This window comes from Pseudomonas sp. NPDC087614, from assembly GCF_044743485.1.
GTDB classification, from domain to species: Bacteria; Pseudomonadota; Gammaproteobacteria; order Pseudomonadales; family Pseudomonadaceae; genus Aquipseudomonas; species Aquipseudomonas baetica_A.
In genome coordinates this window covers 33,761-50,786 of record NZ_JBIUWN010000021.1, presented here as the reverse complement: position 1 = coordinate 50,786, position 17,026 = coordinate 33,761, and the positions used below count along the sequence as shown (strand labels likewise).

The following is a 17,026-nucleotide window of genomic DNA, read 5'->3' as shown; positions in this document are numbered from 1 at the left end:
AAAACTGTCCTAAGACAGAGCCTGTACTGGTTGGATCGAGAGATCACTGCAATTCAGCGACCAAAGCAATCCGTTTGCTCTTGGCTCCCGATTGGGAGGGTCACGAAGCAAAAGCTTCGTGACGAGGGCACTCAACAAAAACAAGAAGCCCGAATCAATAATAAAAAGAGCACGCAACTACTTCTTGGGGAGCTCCGGCTCCCCTTGTAGTTTCTCCCATCCGGGAAATCCTGCTGTTTTGCCCTCCTCGACCCTTGCAGCTTGCGGCTTACAGCTCAAATCTGCCGTGTCCTACACCATCCCCCGACTAAATGCTAGAATCTGCGCCCATCATGCGGTCATTCTTTGGTATGGCCGAACATTCCTTCAAACAGTGCATCCCATGCTGAAGAAGCTGTTCCAGTCATTCCGAACTCCCGTGCGTCGTACGCAACACATCCGCAGCACCCCTGAAGTGCTTAACAGCGGCCAACATTCGCTGCAGAAAACGCAATTCAGCCGCTATGCGGTCAATATCGTCGAACGCTTGCAGGGCGCCGGTTACCAGGCCTATCTGGTCGGTGGCTGCGTGCGTGACATGCTGTTGGGCATTACGCCCAAGGATTTCGACGTCGCCACCAGCGCCACGCCCGAACAAGTGCGCGCCGAATTCCGCAATGCGCGGATCATCGGCCGTCGCTTCAAACTGGTGCATATTCATTTCGGTCGCGAAATCATCGAAGTCGCGACCTTCCGCGCCAATCACCCGATAAACGAGGACGACGAAGACAGCAATCAGTCTTCGCGTAACGAAAGCGGGCGAATTTTGCGCGACAACGTCTACGGCACCCTGGAAGAAGACGCGCAACGCCGCGACTTCACCATCAACGCCCTGTATTACGATCCGGTCAGCGAGCGCATCCTCGACTACGCCAACGGCGTGCACGACATCCGCAATCACCTGATCCGCCTGATCGGCGATCCAAAGCAGCGCTATCAGGAAGACCCGGTGCGCATGCTGCGGGCCGTGCGTTTCGCCGCCAAGCTCAATTTCGGCATCGAGAAACACACGGTTCAGCCAATCCGCGAACTGGCGCCGATGTTGCGCGAGATCCCGTCGGCACGCCTGTTTGAAGAGGTGCTCAAGCTGTTCCTCTCCGGACACGGCGCGATCACCTTCGAGATGCTGGTCGACCTGCAACTGTTTGCCCCGCTGTTCCCGGGCAGTGCCGACGCGCTGGAGCACAACCCGGAATATACCCACACGCTGATCAGCGAAGCGCTGACCAACACCGACTTGCGCATCAAGCAGAACAAACCGGTCACGCCGGCGTTCCTGTTTGCCGCCCTGTTGTGGCCAGCCCTGCCGGCCCGCGTGCTGCGTTTGCAGGAACGTGGCATGCCGCCGATCCCGGCGATGCAGGAAGCCGCACACGAGTTGATTGCCGAGCAGTGCCAGCGCATCGCGATTCCGAAACGCTTCACCATGCCGATCCGCGAGATCTGGGACATGCAGGAGCGCCTGCCACGGCGCAGCGGCAAACGTGCCGATCTGTTGCTGGACAATCCACGTTTCCGCGCCGGTTACGACTTCCTGCTGCTGCGTGAAAGCGCGGGCGAGCAAACGGATGGCCTGGGTGAATGGTGGACGGACTATCAGGACGCCAACGACAGCGAGCGTCGTGACATGATCCGCGATCTCAGCGGCAAAGGTGACGACGCCAGCGGTGCGCCGCGCAAACGTCGTCGCAGCGGCGGTTCCAAGCGCAAACGTGCCGGTGCACCGAGCGCAACGGGCGAATAGGCATGGAACGGATCTATATCGGCATGGGCAGCAACCTCGCTGACCCGGCCGAACAATTGCGCAGCGCCGTCGAGGCGCTGGGGCAATTGCCGCAAACCATGGTCGCCGGTGTTTCCGCCTTCTATCAAAGCGACTCATTGCTGCCGGGCCAACCGCGCTACACCAACGCCGTGGCGGCGCTCGACAGCGATCTTGCGCCGCTGGATCTGCTCGATGCGCTGCAAGCGATCGAAAACGATCAGGGCCGCGAACGCCTGGAACGCTGGGGCCCGCGCACGCTGGATCTGGATATTCTGCTGTTCGGTGATCGGTTGATCGACGAACCACGGCTGAAAGTCCCTCATTACCAGATTCAGGAAAGGGCGTTCGTCCTGTATCCACTGGCCGAACTGGCTCCCGAGGATCTGCGCCTGGCCGATGGCCGCAGCCTCCCCGACCTACTGGCCGCGTGCCCGTTCGTCGGCCTGGAACGCCTCTCCAAAACTTAAAATCAGTTCCCCCTTGTGGGCACGGGCTTGCTCGCCAAAGCGCAGTATCCGTTGATTCAGATACCGATGGACACGACACCTTGGCGAGCAACCCCGCACACATTGACGATTCCCCATTAGATGTTGTCGGACAAGAAAGCCTCGAATCAGCCCCGCCGCGCCGCTGAATCGGATCAGTAACGCCGGTAACACTCCCCTCGTAACAACGCGGTAACACACGCAATTGACTTCCTGTTGGCTCATCACGACTATAGGCGTCCCGCTGCCGCCAACCCGGCACATACGGGCGCCATCCAGGCCTTATAAGCACGACAAAAGACCGTGCGCCTGAGTAAATGAAGAATCACGCGCGTTACTCGCAGTAGTTTCCATAGCGCCTGAACGAGGATTTTTTACATGCCAGCCATCACCCTGACCACGCTCCAGAGCCTCAAGCAAAAAGGTGAAAAGATCACCATGCTGACCTGCTATGACGCGACCTTCGCCCACGCCTGCAACGAGGCCGGTGTCGAAGTGCTGCTGGTGGGCGACTCCCTCGGCATGGTCCTGCAAGGTCACGACAGCACATTGCCAGTGACCACTGCGGAAATGGCCTACCACACCGCCTGCGTCAAACGCGGCAACACCGATGCCCTGATCCTGGCCGACTTGCCCTTCATGGCCAACGCGACTCTCGAACAAACCATGACCAACAGCGCCCTGCTGATGCAGGCCGGTGCGCACATGGTCAAGGTTGAAGGGGCGCTGTGGCTGGCGGAGTCGATCCGCCTGCTGGCCGAACGCGGTGTGCCGGTCTGCGCGCACATGGGCCTGACCCCGCAAGCCGTGAACATTCTCGGTGGCTATAAAGTGCAGGGCCGCAACGAGAACCAGGCACGGCAGATGCGTGCCGACGCGATCTCGCTGGAACAGGCGGGTGCGGCGATGTTGCTGCTTGAATGCGTGCCGAGTGAACTGGCCGCTGAAATCAGCCAGGCCGTGAAGATTCCGGTCATTGGTATCGGCGCCGGTAACGCCACCGACGGTCAGGTCCTAGTGCTGCACGACATGCTCGGCCTGTCGATCACCGGCCGCGTGCCGAAATTCGTCAAGAACTTCATGGACGGTCAGGACAGCATTCAGTCGGCCTTGAAGGCTTACGTCAGCGAAGTCAAAGCCACCACGTTCCCTGGTATCGAACACGGATTCTCTGCATGAACACCGTAAAAACCGTACGCGAACTGCGCGCCGCCGTAGCCCGCGCCCGCAGTGAAGGCAAGCGCATCGGCTTCGTGCCGACCATGGGCAACCTGCACAGCGGCCACATCGCACTGATCACCAAAGCCACGCAACGGGTGGATTTCGTGGTCGCGAGCATTTTCGTCAACCCGCTGCAGTTCGGCGCTGGCGAAGACCTCGACAAGTACCCGCGCACCCTCGCTGCGGATCAGGAACAACTGCTGGAAGCCGGTTGCGATCTGCTTTTCGCTCCGACCGTCGAAGAAATGTACCCCGACGGCATGGCCGGGCAGACCCGGGTCAGCGTGCCGCAACTCTCTGAAGGCTTGTGCGGCGCCAGCCGTCCGGGGCACTTCGAAGGCGTGGCCACGGTGGTCAGCAAGTTGTTCAACATGGTCCAGCCGGATCTGGCGATTTTTGGCCAGAAGGACTACCAGCAACTGGCGGTGATACGTGCCCTGGTGCATGACTTGAACATGCCGATCCAGATCATCGGCGAGCCGACTGTGCGTGCCACTGACGGCTTGGCGCTGTCCTCGCGCAACGGTTTCCTCAGCGAAGAACAACGTGCCATCGCCCCCGTGGTCTATCGCACCCTGAGCACGATTACCGAGTCGATCAAACAAGGTAATCGCGACTTCCCGGCGCTGATCACTGCCCAATTGCAACAATTGGAAGCCGCTGGCCTGCGTCCTGATTACCTGGACATTCGCCATGCGCTGACACTGCGTCCGGCGACGGCTGAAGACCGCGATCTGGTCATTCTGGTGGCGGCGTTCCTTGGCACCACACGGTTGATCGACAACCTGCACCTGAACCTCGATACGCCGACCTGAAACACCGCGATACCCCTGTGGGAGCAAGCGTGCTCCCACAGTTGTTTCAGGCCCCCTCGCGGCCTGCATTGCCGGCCTCAAAGCCTTGGGGCACACTGCCCGCCGTTCGCTTCCAACCCGAAAAAACACTCATGTGCGCCATTAAGTCGCCTGTGCTCTTCCGTTTGTCGGCCCATTGCCGGCATCAATGTTAAAAAAGTACAGGGAATGGGTCAGACAAAGTCAAGACAGAACGCAGCGCGAGGTTTACTGTATTCGCCCTGTGTCCAAAAACCGTGTCGACGCAGTTGGCCTGCGCCCAACCAAGGCGTGCTGGCCTGTTCAGTGTTCAAAAGGCCGTTCAAGTAAAAAGGAAAACCGCAGCGATGGCGTACTACCGCACTCCTCACGACGTTACCGCTCTGCCTGCCTGGCAAGCGTTGAAAGATCACCGCCAAGCCATGCAGGATTTCAGCATGCGCGAAGCCTTCAACGCCGATCCGCAGCGCTTCAATCAGTTCACCCTCAGCAGCTGCGGACTGTTTCTCGACTATTCAAAGAATTTGATCAACGCCCAGACCCGCGATCTGTTGGTGGGTCTGGCCAATGAAGTCGATCTGAAGGGCGCGATCAAAGCGCTGTTCGACGGCGAAATGGTCAACTCGTCCGAAGGCCGCCCGGCGCTGCACACAGCCCTGCGCCGCCCGGTGGGCGACAAGTTGTCGGTCAATGGCGTCAACGTGATGCCCGAAGTTCACAAGGTACTCAACCAGATCACCGATCTGGTCGGCCGCATCCACGACGGTCTGTGGCGCGGTTACACCGAGAAGCCGATCACCGACGTGGTGAACATCGGCATCGGCGGCTCGTTCCTCGGCCCCGAGCTGGTCTCCGAAGCCTTGCTGTCATACGCGCAGAAAGGCGTGCGTTGCCACTATCTGGCGAACATCGACGGCAGTGAGTTCCACGAACTGACGCAAAAGCTGCGCGCCGAAACCACGCTGTTCATCGTTTCGTCGAAATCGTTCAACACCCTCGAAACCCTCAAGAACGCTCAGGCTGCACGCGCCTGGTATCTGGCTCAGGGGGGGTCGGAAGCCGAGCTGTATCGTCACTTCATTGCCGTATCGAGCAACAATGCGGCAGCCGTGGCGTTCGGTATCCGTGAAGAAAACATCTTCCCGATGTGGGACTGGGTCGGCGGCCGTTACTCGCTGTGGTCGGCCATCGGTTTGCCGATTGCCCTGGCCATCGGCATGTCCAACTTCAAGGAGCTGCTGTCCGGGGCCTACACCATGGACCAGCACTTCCAGACCGCACCGTTCGAACAGAACATGCCGGTACTGCTGGCGTTGCTCGGCGTGTGGTACGGCAACTTCTGGGGCGCGCAAAGCCACGCGATCCTGCCGTACGATCACTACCTGCGTAACATCACCAAGCACTTGCAGCAGTTGGACATGGAATCCAACGGCAAGAGCGTTCGTCAGGACGGCACCCCGGTGTCGACTGACACGGGCCCGGTGATCTGGGGCGGCGTCGGCTGCAACGGTCAGCACGCTTACCACCAGTTGCTGCACCAAGGCACCCAACTGATCCCGGCCGATTTCATCGTGCCGATCGTCAGCTTCAACCCGGTCGCCGACCACCATCAGTGGCTGTACGCCAACTGCCTGTCGCAGAGTCAGGCGCTGATGCTCGGCAAAACCTTGCCGGAAGCCGAAGCTGAACTGCGCGACAAAGGCATGAGCGAGCAAGAGGTGCACAAACTCGCACCGCACAAGGTGATCCCGGGTAACCGTCCAAGCAACACGCTTGTGGTGGAACGCATCAGCCCTCGTCGCCTCGGCGCGCTGGTGGCAATGTATGAACACAAAGTGTTCGTGCAAAGCGTGGTCTGGGGCATCAACGCCTTCGACCAGTGGGGTGTGGAGTTGGGCAAGGAACTGGGCAAAGGCGTTTACAACCGTCTGGTCGGCAGCGATGAAACCACCGCTGACGATCCATCGACCCAAGGCCTGATCAACTACTTCCGCGGTCGTCACCGCGGTTGATTTGAACGCACCGCTGTAACCCTGTGGGAGGGAGCAAGCCCCCTCCCACAGTTGTTTCCGGTGCATTCAAAATCAGATTCCGAATCTGGCTTGAACCTGTTGACCGCTCGGCGCATCTTTATCCTTGTCGCACCACAAGAATAAGGAACCGTCATGTTCGATATCAGCACGTTCCCCAAAGCCGATGCCGTCCGCCGGGCTGCGCAGTTGAGTCAAGACGACTACCGACGCCTGTATCGCGAATCCATTGAACACCCCAGCGCCTTCTGGGCCGAACAGGCCACGCGGTTCCTCGACTGGAGCACGCCGTGGCAGACCGTTCAGCGTTATGACCTGAAAACAGGCGAAGCCTCCTGGTTTACCGGCGGCCAACTGAACGTCAGTTACAACTGCATCGACCGCCATCTCGAACAACGCGGCGATCAGACCGCCCTGCTCTGGGAAGGCGATGACCCCGCCGAATCAGTGCAAATCACCTACAAAAAGCTCCATCACCATGTCTGCCGACTGGCCAACGTGTTGAAAAGCCGTGGCGTCAAGAAAGGCGACCGCGTGTGCATTTACATGCCGATGATCCCCGAAGCCGCGTACGCCATGCTCGCCTGCGCGCGGATCGGCGCCATTCATTCGGTAGTGTTTGGCGGCTTCTCCCCGGACTCCCTGCGTGACCGCATCCTCGATGCTGACTGCCGCACGGTGATCACCGCCGATGAAGGCGTGCGTGGCGGTAAATTCGTGCCACTGAAAAACAACGTCGACAAAGCCCTGCAAAGTTGCCCCGACGTCAGCACCGTCGTCGTGGTCGAGCGCACTCAGGGCAAAGTCGATTGGGTCGAAGGCCGCGATCTCTGGTATCACCAGACCGTGCGCGAGGTCAGCGACGATTGTCCGCCGCAGGCGATGGACGCCGAGGATCCGCTGTTCATCCTCTACACCTCCGGCAGCACCGGCAAACCCAAAGGCGTGCTGCACACCACCGGCGGCTACCTGCTGCAAGCGGCGATGACCTTCAAGTACGTGCTCGATTACCGCGACGGCGAAGTGTTCTGGTGCACCGCCGATGTCGGCTGGGTGACCGGTCACAGCTACATCGTCTACGGTCCGCTGGCCAATGGCGCGACGACGTTGATGTTCGAGGGCGTGCCGAGCTATCCGAACAGTTCGCGCTTCTGGCAGGTGATCGATAAGCACAAGGTCAACATCTTCTACACCGCCCCCACCGCCCTGCGTGCGTTGATGCGCGAAGGTGCCGAACCGTTGAAGGACACTTCTCGCCAGAGCCTCAGATTACTCGGCAGCGTCGGTGAGCCAATCAACCCGCAAGCGTGGGAATGGTATTTCAACGTGGTTGGCGAACAGCGCTGCCCCATCGTCGACACCTGGTGGCAGACCGAAACCGGCGGCATCATGCTCAGCCCGTTGGTCAGCGCACAACGGATCAAACCCGGCTGCGCCTCGCAACCCATGTTCGGCGTACAACCGGTGCTGCTCGATGAGCACGGCAAGGAAATCAAAGGCGCCGGCAGCGGCGTGCTTGCCATCAAATCGAGCTGGCCGGCGCAGATCCGCAGTGTCTACGGCGACCCGCAACGGATGGTCGACACTTATTTCAAACCCTACCCCGGCTACTACTTCACCGGCGACGGCGCCCGTCGCGACGAGGACGGCGATTACTGGATCACCGGGCGTATCGACGATGTGATCAACGTTTCCGGCCACCGCATCGGCACCGCCGAAGTGGAAAGTGCGCTGGTGTTGCACGACAGCATCGCCGAAGCCGCGGTGGTCGGTTATCCCCACGACGTCAAAGGTCAGGGCATCTACGCCTTCGTCACGCCCATTAACGGCACCGAGCCGACCGATGACCTGAAGAAAGAACTGCTGGCCCACGTCAGCAAGGAAATCGGCAGTTTCGCCAAACCGGACCTGATCCAGTGGGCGCCGGCCTTGCCGAAAACCCGCTCAGGCAAGATCATGCGGCGCATCCTGCGCAAGATCGCTGGCAACGAACTCGACAGCCTCGGAGACACCTCGACCCTGGCCGACCCGAGCGTGGTGCAAGGCCTGATCGACAAGCGCCTCAACCAGTAACATCCCGGGCGCGGTCACCCGAGCGCGCCCGCCCTTTATCAATGAGTGGTCATGGAATTCATCCGCCGCCGTATCGAAAACCAACTCATGAGCCTGACCGGTCTGTCTCTCGGTCAGCTCGATCTGGAAAACCCCAAGGGCGATCCCGGCCTGTTCGGTCCCGACTCAATCAGTTGGCAGGTGCACGGCGACTTCAGCAGCATGCTGATCGGTGGCATCAGCGCGTTGTTGCTGCAAGCACTGCATCCGCTGGCCCTGGCCGGGGTGTGGGATCACTCGAACTTTCGAGAAGACATGCTCGGGCGCTTGCGCCGCACCAGTCAATTCGTTTCCGGCACGACCTTCGGTTCGCGCCGGGACGCCGACTGGCTGATCGAGAAAGTGCGCACCATTCACCTGCAAGTGGTCGGCACCGCGCCCGATGGCCGGCCTTACGCGGCCAGCGATCCCGATCTGCTGACGTGGGTGCATGTGGCAGAAGTCAGCAACTTCCTTGCCGCGCATGTGCGTTACCGCAATCCGCAATTGTCGCTGGCGGATCAGGATCGTTATTACGCCGAAATCGCGGTGATTGCTGAGCGCCTTGGCGCCCGGGATGTGCCGAAATCGCGAGAAGCTGTGGCGCACTACCTGCAACGCATGCGCCCGCAGTTGTTGTGTGATGAACGCAGCCGTGAAGTCCTGCGCCTGCTGCTCGACGCGCCAGCGCCGAGCGCTCTGGCCCGCCCGTTTGGCGATCTGATGATGAAGGCCGGTATCGACCTGCTGCCGGACTGGGCCAGCGACATGCTCAATGTCCGGCAGAATCCGCTGCAACGGCAACTGATCCGCGCCAGCGTCAAGCGCAGCGCGCCGATGCTGCGCTGGGCGATGCGCAATGGTTCGGTGCAGCGGGCCAAACGACGGATGGGGCTCAGCTGACGCTCAGAGCGATAAGCTGCAAGCTCATAGCTCGTAGCTTCCCCCCCAGTAACTGCTAAACTCCCGCGCCCCAATTCCCTCCAGCAAGGCGCCCGCATGTCTTCCTTGAATCAGGCGCTGCGCGCCGCCCTCGATCAACGCCAGGACCTGCTCGCTGAGTTGCACAGCCAGGGCACCGATTGCTATCGGCTGTTCCACGGCAGCCAGGAAGGCGCCGGCGGCCTGACCATCGACCGCTACGGCCCACAATTGCTGGTGCAAAGCTTCCACCAGACGCTGGAGCGTGACGATCTGCTGCAACTGCACGCCATGGTCAATCAAACCCTGGGCCTTGAGACGCTGCTGGTCTACAACGACCGCTCCCGTGGCAACTCGCGTATCGACCGCCAAGACCCTGTCTACCGCGCTGACGACGCTGCGCTGATCGATCTGGTCGGTCATGAATGGGGCCTGAACTATCGCGTTCGCGGACGTCACGCCGGGCAGGATCCGCTGCTGTTCCTCGACCTGCGCAACACCCGCGGCTGGGTCAAGGATCACGCCAAAGGCAAATCCGTCCTCAACCTGTTTGCCTACACCTGTGGCGTTGGCCTCAGTGCCGCTGCCGGTGGCGCGAGTGAGGTGTGCAATCTGGACTTCGCCGAAGGCAATCTGGCGGTCGGTCGCGAAAACGGCCTGCTCAACCCGACATTGCCGACGATGCAATTCATCCAGTCCGATTACTTCCCGGCGATCCGTCAACTCGCCGGCCTGCCGATCAGTCAGCGCCGAGGGCAGAAACTGCCCAGCTATCAGCGCCTCGAACAGCGCCAATACGATCTGGTGCTGCTCGATCCACCGGCCTGGGCCAAGAGCGCGTTCGGCACCGTCGACCTGCTGCGCGACTACCAAAGCCTGCTCAAACCGGCCCTGCTGTCCACCGCCGACAACGGCGTGCTGATCTGCTGCAACAACCTGGCAAAAGTCAGCATGGACGACTGGCGCGAACAGGTTTTGCGCTGCGCCGAAAAGGCCGGGCGCCCGGTGCGTGAATGGAGCGCAATGACCCCGGGCCGGGACTTTCCGTCGCAGGATCAACAGCCGCCATTGAAAACGCTGATCCTGCAATTCTGAGCCTCACTCACAACTTTCAGACACTTGCTGCAAGGCGTGAGCACTTCGGAACCAGAATCGCGTGCCATACTCCAAGGCACTCCGATTCAGACAGATGAAGCCGCACATGCACAAAGGATTGATTCGCGCGATTGGCGCCTTGTTGACCGCCCTGGCCCTCTACAGCCTGCTGGGGTTTCTGATTTTGCCGGGCATCGCCCTGCGCGTGGCCAATCAGCAACTGGCCAACTACGCGACGGTGCCTGCGCATATTCAGCGCATCGAACTCAATCCGTTCAGCCTTGAGGTCACCCTGTGGGGGTTGGGCATCGGCGAACCGGGCAAGGAACAGGTCGGCTTCGAGCGCCTGTATGCCAACCTGCAACTCGACAGCCTGTGGACAAAAGCGCTGCACCTGTCCGACATCGAACTCGACAAGCCCAAGACCGAAATCCTCTTCGCCAAGGACGGCAAGCTCAATCTGCTTGGGTTATTCAACATTCCCGCCAGCGAACCGACCCCGGCAGATCCAGATGCCAAGCCGTTTCCACTGCGCATAGAACGAATCAAGCTGGCCGACGGCTATGTCCACTTTGAAGACGCGCGGCCCAGCGAGCCCATCGAATTTCTCTACGACAAACTCGACTTCGAACTGAAAAACCTCAGCACCCTGCCCGAAGACAACGCCGACATGACGCTGGTGGCCGCTGGCCCGGCCGGTGGGCAAATCGACTGGAAAGGCAACCTCAGCCTGATTCCATTCACCTCCCAAGGCACATTGAAAGTCACCGATGGCCAGATGAAATCCTTCTGGCCCTATGTGCGGGACGCGGTGCCGTTGGTATTGGAAAACGGCGTGGTCAGCCTCAGTACCGACTACAAACTCAATCTGTCGAAAGAAACCGAATTGCTGCTCAACAATGTCGCGGTGAGCATTGCGCCATTCGCGATCAAAGCGCCGGACGGACGCCCGCTGGCGAAGCTCGAACGCCTCGATGTCAGCGAAACCACGGTCGATCTGGCCAAACAGCAGGTGGTGGTCGGCAAGATCCGCAGCCAGAAACTCGAAACCTGGGCCGCCCTTGAAGCCGACGGCCAACTGGACTGGCAGAAACTGTTTGCCAGTCAACCGTCGAAACCTGCCGCCCAAGCCGCCGCCGAACCCAAGGCTACCCCGGCCGCCGCCGACTCGCCGAAACCCGAACCCAGCGCACCGAGCAAGCCGTGGCAAGTGCTGCTCAAAGACGTGCAATTGCGCAACTACCAAGTGCATCTGGCCGACCGCTCGGCCAATCCACCGGTGGCGCTGGACGTCGGCCCGCTGAACGCGGACCTGCAGGATTTCGACAGCCTCAACGGCTCGCCCTTCAAGGTCAAACTCGACACCGGACTGGGCAAGCAAGGCAAGATCATGGCCGACGGCGTGGTCAACCTCGCCCCGGTCACTGCCCAGCTCAACGTGAAAACCCGGGACATCGACCTGCGTGTCGCGCAGTCCTACATCAACCCGTTCATTCGCCTGGAACTGCGTAGCGGCATGCTCGGCAGTGACTTGAAGGTCAACCTCAAGAGCACCGAGCCTTTGGCGCTCAGCGTCACGGGGCGCGCCCAGATCGATCAACTGCACACCCTGGACACCCTGAAAACCCGCGATTTCCTCAAGTGGCAGCAAGTGGTCGTCGAGGGCCTGAACTATCAGCACGGCGACAGCCTGTCGATCGACAAGGTCAATCTGTTCCAACCGTATGTGCGGTTCATGATCAACGATGACCGCACCACCAACATCGATGACTTGCTGATCCCGCAGCCTGCCGACAGTGGCGCCAAAACCGCAGCAGCCAAACCGGCCAGCAAAGACAAACCGCTGGGCATTCACATCGGCGCCATCGCCATCAATGAAGGCTCCGCCAACTTCGCCGACTTCAGCCTGACCCCGAACTTCGCCACCGCCGTCCAGCAACTCAACGGCCAGATCGGCACCATCGACAGTCGCGAGGCGAAACCAGCCAGCGTCGACATCAAGGGCAAGGTCGACCGCTATGCGCCAGTGACCATCAAGGGCGCGGTCAACCCATTCGACCCGATGGCCAGCCTCGACATCGCCACCCGTTTCCAACGGGTTGAACTGACCACGCTGACGCCCTACTCCGGCAAGTTCGCCGGTTACCGCATCCGTAAGGGCCGCCTCAATCTCGACCTGCATTACCTGATCACCAAAGGCCAGTTGAAAGCCGAGAACAAAGTGGTGGTCGAACAGTTGCAACTAGGCGAGAAAGTCGACAGTCCCGACGCCGTGAGCCTGCCGCTGAAACTGGCGATTGCCTTGCTCAAGGACGTCGACGGCAAGATCTCCATTGAATTGCCGGTAACGGGCGACTTGAACAACCCGCAGTTCAGCGTGATGCCGATTGTCTGGCAGACCCTGCGCAACCTGATCGTCAAAGCCGCCGCTGCGCCGTTCAAACTGATCGGCGGGCTGGTCAGCGGCGGTGGTTCGCAAGACCTCGGCACCGTGTCCTTTGCCCCCGGCTCCAGCGAACTGAACAAGGACGCTGAAGCGGCGCTGATCAAGCTGTCACAAGCGCTGAAGGAGCGTCCGGCCCTGCGCCTGGAAATCGAAGGCACCGCCGCGAAAAGCAGCGACGGCCCATTGCTTGCCGAACAGCGTCTGGAGCGTGAATACCAGTACAACTACTACAAGATGCTCCAGCGTCGTGGCGACAAAGTCCCGGCCCAAGCGTCCTTGATCAACGTCCCCGATGGCGAGAAAGGCCCGCTGCTTGAAGGCATCTACCGCACCCGCCTGAAAACCCAGCCACCGGCTCAATGGAAGGATCTGGGCAAGGAAGAGCGCACCGCGAAAATGCGCGAAGGCGTGATCAAGTTCTGGAGCGGCAGCGATGTGTTGCTGCGCCAGTTGGGCCAGGATCGCGCCAGCAGCATCAAGGATTATCTGGTGGACAAGGGCCAGTTGGCGGACGACCGCGTGTACTTCATCGACGCCAACCTTGGCGAGGCACAAAGCGACGGTCGAGTGGTCACGCAAATGCACCTGGATGCCGAATGATGAAGCGACAATGGCTGGCCGCGATGGCCCTGACACTCATTGCCGGAAACACTTGGGCGTCCGATACGCTGCGCTGCGGCAGCCAACTGGTCAGCATCGGTGACCGCGCAAGCGAAGTGCTTCACAAGTGCGGTGAGCCGGTCAGTCGTGACCTGTTGGGCTACAAGCGCAGCGCCAATCGCCGCGAAGAGTTTCAGGTCGAGGAATGGACTTACGGCCCGAACAACGGCATGTACCAATACCTGCACTTTGAGGGCAACCGCCTGCGCCAGATCAACAGCGAACGCGGGCATTAACCCCAGCCCCCCGCAGTTGTTTTTTGTGGCACCGCGAAATAGAACAGGCCCCGACACAAGTGTCGGGGCCTGTAATGGTCACATCCATGTGACCAGTCGCATGAACTCTAAAGTGGCGACAGACGTATGGCTCGGCCCGTCTGTCGCGCCTTCTCCCGGTCCAGGCGAGAAGCCTTTGCCTTACTCGGCTTTCAGGCCAGCAGCGGACACCGCTTTGACGCCTTTGATTTTCTTGGTGATGCTCACAGCCATTTCTTTTTGAGCATCGGTCACTGCAACAGTGGAGGACAGGGAAACGACGCCTTTGTTGGTTTCAACTTTGATGTCGGTGCCTGGGATGCCTTTTTCGGTCACCAGATCGCTTTTCACTTTGGTAGTGATCCAGGTATCGGAAGTAACTTCTTTAGCCTTGGTCATTTCACCGGCAGCCAGCGTCATGGGTGCCTGAGTAGCCTGGGTGGATTGTGCGAATGCACCGCAGGACATGGTCAGGGTCAGCGCGGTAGCAGCAGCGGCAGTGATAGCGAACTTCTTCATACGAGTAACTCCTGTTTTTCTGGAAAGTCTGCTGGATGTCTTGTCAGCAGGGTTACTGGAGATATTGCGAACGCTGTGCCAACTTTCATGACGCAATAAAAACGATATAAATCAACAACTTACAAATAAGGCAAATTTTCGGATTCATGCAAATTGCATGACTTGCGCAATATGCACATGCAAGTTGCGGCTTTTGGATAAGTTCCTAAGATGCTGAAATTATTGAGGCTTTTATAAAGCGCCGCGCCATGAAAAATGCCCCGCTGTGCGGGGCATTCCGTGACGCCGTTGAACGCCTCAGGCACCGCTGCCCGGGCAACCTTTAGGCGCGTAGTCGGGATTGACCGTGGACGCACAACTCCAAGTGCCAGAGGTACTGCCCGTTGCAGCGCCAGTGCGGGTCAATGTGATGGTTTTACCCAACACGGGCCCTGGCGCGTTCACCAAAGTACAGGTGATGGTGCCAGCGCCTGTGGACGCTGTACCCGAAGCGGCCAGCGTGCAGTTGGAGGTGGTGGCCGTGGCACTGCCGGCGACGTTCGTCAGTGACGGATCAGTACCTTGATTGATGGTGTCTTCGAAAGGGACTTTCAGAGCACTGATTTCCGCCAACCCCGCCGTCACTTTCGACCGTGCCTGATATTTCGAATACTGCGGCAACGCGATGGTCGCCAGAATGCCGATGATCGCCACCACGATCAGCAGTTCGATCAGCGTAAAACCTTGTTGTTTTTTCATAGACACGCTCCATGCATGAGTCGAAATCTCATGATCTGAGAAGGACCGAGCATAGCCCATGCCAATCGCCATAAACCCCTGCTGACTGGGCGCGAGCAGCAGGCGGCGCGGTTTCCTACAACCTGTAACCGCACTATCTGACACTTTTTGTCACCTGCATGGGCCGTGTTTGGCGCTGTCACTTGACTAGGCTATAAGTCATGAACGGCAAGTGCGCGGAATCCCCATGAATGACATCGCTCTGAGCGGTCTGGCCAAGCAATTGGTGCAGGCCGAACTGCTGACGGAAAAAAGCGCCCAGCAAGCCTGGCAACAGGCCCAGCGCGACAGGCTGTCGCTGGTCACTTATCTGGTACAGAACAAACTGCTGAAAAGCGCTCAGGTGGCCGAGATCGCCTCGGAGCACTTCGGCATGGCGTTCCTTGATCTCAATTGCCTGGACTTGGAAACCCAGCCCAAAGATCTGGTCAGTGAAAAACTGGTGCGCCAGCACCACGCCCTGCCCTTGTGGCGGCGCGGCAACAAACTGTTCGTGGGCATTTGCGACCCGAGCAATCATCAAGCGATCAATGACATCCAGTTCAGCACCGGCCTGAGCACCGAAGCCATTCTGGTGGAGGACGACAAGCTCACCGACGCCATCGAAAAATTCTTCGACACCCACACCTCAGGCCTTGAAGACATGGCCGATGTCGATCTCGACGGTCTCGATGTCGAAGCCATCGACGACAGCAATCAGGACGCCATCGGCGGACTCGATGTCGACGATGCGCCAGTGGTGCGTTTCGTCCACAAGATGCTGCTCGATGCGATCAAGAGCGGCTCTTCCGACTTGCACTTCGAGCCCTACGAGAAAACCTATCGGGTACGGGTACGCACCGACGGCATTCTGCGCGAAGTGGCCAAACCACCCATTCAACTGGCCGGGCGCATCGCCGCACGCCTGAAAGTCATGGCCAGCCTCGATATCTCGGAGCGCCGTAAACCCCAGGACGGGCGAATCAAAATGCGCCTGTCGAAGAGCAAGTCGATCGATTTCCGGGTCAACACCCTGCCCACTCTGTGGGGCGAAAAAGTGGTGATCCGGATTCTCGACCCGTCCAGCGCGCAGATCGGGATCGATGCCCTGGGCTATGAGCCAGCGCAAAAAGACCTGTACATGGCCGCGCTCAAACAGCCGCAAGGGATGATTCTGGTCACCGGCCCTACCGGCTCGGGTAAAACCGTATCGCTGTATACCGGCCTGAACATCCTCAACACCGTCGACATCAATATTTCCACCGCCGAAGACCCGGTGGAGATCAACATGGAAGGCATCAATCAGGTCAACGTCAACCCCAAACAAGGGCTCGACTTTGCTCAGGCATTGCGTTCGTTTCTGCGTCAGGACCCGGACGTGATCATGGTCGGCGAGATCCGCGATCTGGAAACCGCCGAAATCGCGATCAAGGCAGCGCAAACCGGCCACCTCGTGTTGTCCACGCTGCACACCAACAGCGCAGCCGAAACCCTGACCCGCCTGCACAACATGGGCATCCCCGGTTTCAACATCGCCACCTCGGTCAGCCTGATCATCGCGCAACGGCTGGCGCGCAAGTTGTGCAGCCACTGCAAGAAACCCATCGAGATCCCGCGCGAAACGCTGATCAAGGAAGGCTTCCCCGAGGAACGCATTGGCAGTTTCACGATCTACGAGCCGGTCGGTTGCGATCATTGCAACGGCGGTTACAAGGGGCGTGTGGGGATTTATGAAGTGGTGAAAAACACACCGGAACTGCAACGGCTGATCATGGCCGAAGGCAACTCGCTGGAAATCGACAGCCAGATGCGCCGTGACGGCTTCGACGACCTGCGCACCTCAGGCTTGCACAAGGCCATGCAAGGCATCACCAGCCTTGAAGAAATCAACCGGGTCACCAAGGACTGAAC

13 protein-coding genes are annotated in these 17,026 nt (G+C 59.6%); 11 read left to right on the top strand and 2 right to left on the bottom strand.

Annotation, left to right across the window (positions count from 1 at the left end):
- The first annotated feature begins 382 nt into the window (after positions 1–382).
- From ACIOWA_RS11010 to ACIOWA_RS10965, 10 genes are all read left to right on the top strand, one after another.
- Positions 383–1,783: a polynucleotide adenylyltransferase PcnB gene (locus ACIOWA_RS11010; protein WP_339432798.1), complete on the top strand. Its 1,401-nt coding sequence runs from the start codon at positions 383–385 to the stop codon at positions 1,781–1,783.
- A 2-nt stretch (positions 1,784–1,785) separates the two neighbouring features.
- Positions 1,786–2,271 (top strand): 2-amino-4-hydroxy-6-hydroxymethyldihydropteridine diphosphokinase, encoded by a 486-nt coding sequence (gene folK / locus ACIOWA_RS11005; RefSeq protein ID WP_339432797.1) that lies wholly within the window; start codon positions 1,786–1,788, stop codon positions 2,269–2,271.
- Between the two features lie 396 nt (positions 2,272–2,667).
- Positions 2,668–3,468: a 3-methyl-2-oxobutanoate hydroxymethyltransferase gene (gene panB, locus ACIOWA_RS11000; RefSeq protein ID WP_339432796.1), complete on the top strand. Its 801-nt coding sequence runs from the start codon at positions 2,668–2,670 to the stop codon at positions 3,466–3,468.
- Complete coding sequence (gene panC / locus ACIOWA_RS10995) at positions 3,465–4,325, top strand: pantoate--beta-alanine ligase (protein ID WP_401159758.1); 861 nt, start codon at positions 3,465–3,467, stop codon at positions 4,323–4,325. Before panB ends, panC begins: the two co-directional genes overlap by 4 nt.
- A 365-nt stretch (positions 4,326–4,690) precedes the next feature.
- Positions 4,691–6,355 carry a glucose-6-phosphate isomerase gene (gene pgi / locus ACIOWA_RS10990; RefSeq protein WP_339432794.1) on the top strand — a complete coding sequence of 555 codons (1,665 nt, stop codon included), beginning with the start codon at positions 4,691–4,693 and terminating at the stop codon, positions 6,353–6,355.
- 153 nt (positions 6,356–6,508) lie between these two features.
- Positions 6,509–8,446, top strand: coding sequence for an acetate--CoA ligase (gene acs, locus ACIOWA_RS10985; protein WP_401159756.1), 1,938 nt, complete (start codon positions 6,509–6,511; stop codon positions 8,444–8,446).
- Positions 8,447–8,497: 51 nt separating this feature from the next.
- Complete coding sequence (locus tag ACIOWA_RS10980) at positions 8,498–9,367, top strand: oxygenase MpaB family protein (protein ID WP_339432792.1); 870 nt, start codon at positions 8,498–8,500, stop codon at positions 9,365–9,367.
- 96 nt (positions 9,368–9,463) lie between these two features.
- Positions 9,464–10,480: a class I SAM-dependent rRNA methyltransferase gene (locus ACIOWA_RS10975; RefSeq protein WP_401159754.1), complete on the top strand. Its 1,017-nt coding sequence runs from the start codon at positions 9,464–9,466 to the stop codon at positions 10,478–10,480.
- Positions 10,481–10,574: 94 nt separating this feature from the next.
- Positions 10,575–13,526 carry a DUF748 domain-containing protein gene (locus tag ACIOWA_RS10970; protein ID WP_401159752.1) on the top strand — a complete coding sequence of 984 codons (2,952 nt, stop codon included), beginning with the start codon at positions 10,575–10,577 and terminating at the stop codon, positions 13,524–13,526.
- Positions 13,526–13,822: a DUF2845 domain-containing protein gene (locus tag ACIOWA_RS10965; protein ID WP_339432821.1), complete on the top strand. Its 297-nt coding sequence runs from the start codon at positions 13,526–13,528 to the stop codon at positions 13,820–13,822. Before ACIOWA_RS10970 ends, ACIOWA_RS10965 begins: the two co-directional genes overlap by 1 nt.
- A 180-nt stretch (positions 13,823–14,002) precedes the next feature.
- Here ACIOWA_RS10965 and ACIOWA_RS10960 read toward each other — a convergent pair whose 3' ends face one another.
- Both ACIOWA_RS10960 and ACIOWA_RS10955 read right to left on the bottom strand, forming a co-directional pair.
- Complete coding sequence (locus ACIOWA_RS10960) at positions 14,003–14,359, bottom strand: BON domain-containing protein (protein ID WP_401159750.1); 357 nt, start codon at positions 14,357–14,359, stop codon at positions 14,003–14,005.
- 297 nt (positions 14,360–14,656) lie between these two features.
- The gene (locus ACIOWA_RS10955) at positions 14,657–15,097 is read right to left on the bottom strand and encodes a pilin (RefSeq protein WP_339432788.1); all 441 of its coding nucleotides are present in this window, start codon (positions 15,095–15,097) and stop codon (positions 14,657–14,659) included.
- A gap of 226 nt (positions 15,098–15,323) precedes the next feature.
- Here ACIOWA_RS10955 and pilB point away from each other — a divergent pair, with 226 nt between their 5' ends.
- Positions 15,324–17,024 carry a type IV-A pilus assembly ATPase PilB gene (gene pilB, locus ACIOWA_RS10950; protein WP_339432787.1) on the top strand — a complete coding sequence of 567 codons (1,701 nt, stop codon included), beginning with the start codon at positions 15,324–15,326 and terminating at the stop codon, positions 17,022–17,024.
- Positions 17,025–17,026: the final 2 nt, after the last annotated feature.

Excerpts from the sequence above, each read along its gene's own strand:
- pgi (WP_339432794.1), top strand. The coding sequence starts at position 4,691 with ATGGCGTACTACCGCACTCCTCACGACGTTACCGCTCTGCCTGCCTGG.
- folK (WP_339432797.1), top strand. The coding sequence starts at position 1,786 with ATGGAACGGATCTATATCGGCATGGGCAGCAACCTCGCTGACCCGGCC.
- ACIOWA_RS10970 (WP_401159752.1), top strand. The coding sequence starts at position 10,575 with ATGAAGCCGCACATGCACAAAGGATTGATTCGCGCGATTGGCGCCTTG.
- ACIOWA_RS10975 (WP_401159754.1), top strand. The coding sequence starts at position 9,464 with ATGTCTTCCTTGAATCAGGCGCTGCGCGCCGCCCTCGATCAACGCCAG.
- ACIOWA_RS10965 (WP_339432821.1), top strand. The coding sequence starts at position 13,526 with ATGAAGCGACAATGGCTGGCCGCGATGGCCCTGACACTCATTGCCGGA.
- pilB (WP_339432787.1), top strand. The coding sequence starts at position 15,324 with ATGAATGACATCGCTCTGAGCGGTCTGGCCAAGCAATTGGTGCAGGCC.
- panB (WP_339432796.1), top strand. The coding sequence starts at position 2,668 with ATGCCAGCCATCACCCTGACCACGCTCCAGAGCCTCAAGCAAAAAGGT.
- ACIOWA_RS10960 (WP_401159750.1), bottom strand. The coding sequence starts at position 14,359 with ATGAAGAAGTTCGCTATCACTGCCGCTGCTGCTACCGCGCTGACCCTG.
- ACIOWA_RS11010 (WP_339432798.1), top strand. The coding sequence starts at position 383 with ATGCTGAAGAAGCTGTTCCAGTCATTCCGAACTCCCGTGCGTCGTACG.
- ACIOWA_RS10955 (WP_339432788.1), bottom strand. The coding sequence starts at position 15,097 with ATGAAAAAACAACAAGGTTTTACGCTGATCGAACTGCTGATCGTGGTG.
- ACIOWA_RS10980 (WP_339432792.1), top strand. The coding sequence starts at position 8,498 with ATGGAATTCATCCGCCGCCGTATCGAAAACCAACTCATGAGCCTGACC.
- panC (WP_401159758.1), top strand. The coding sequence starts at position 3,465 with ATGAACACCGTAAAAACCGTACGCGAACTGCGCGCCGCCGTAGCCCGC.
- acs (WP_401159756.1), top strand. The coding sequence starts at position 6,509 with ATGTTCGATATCAGCACGTTCCCCAAAGCCGATGCCGTCCGCCGGGCT.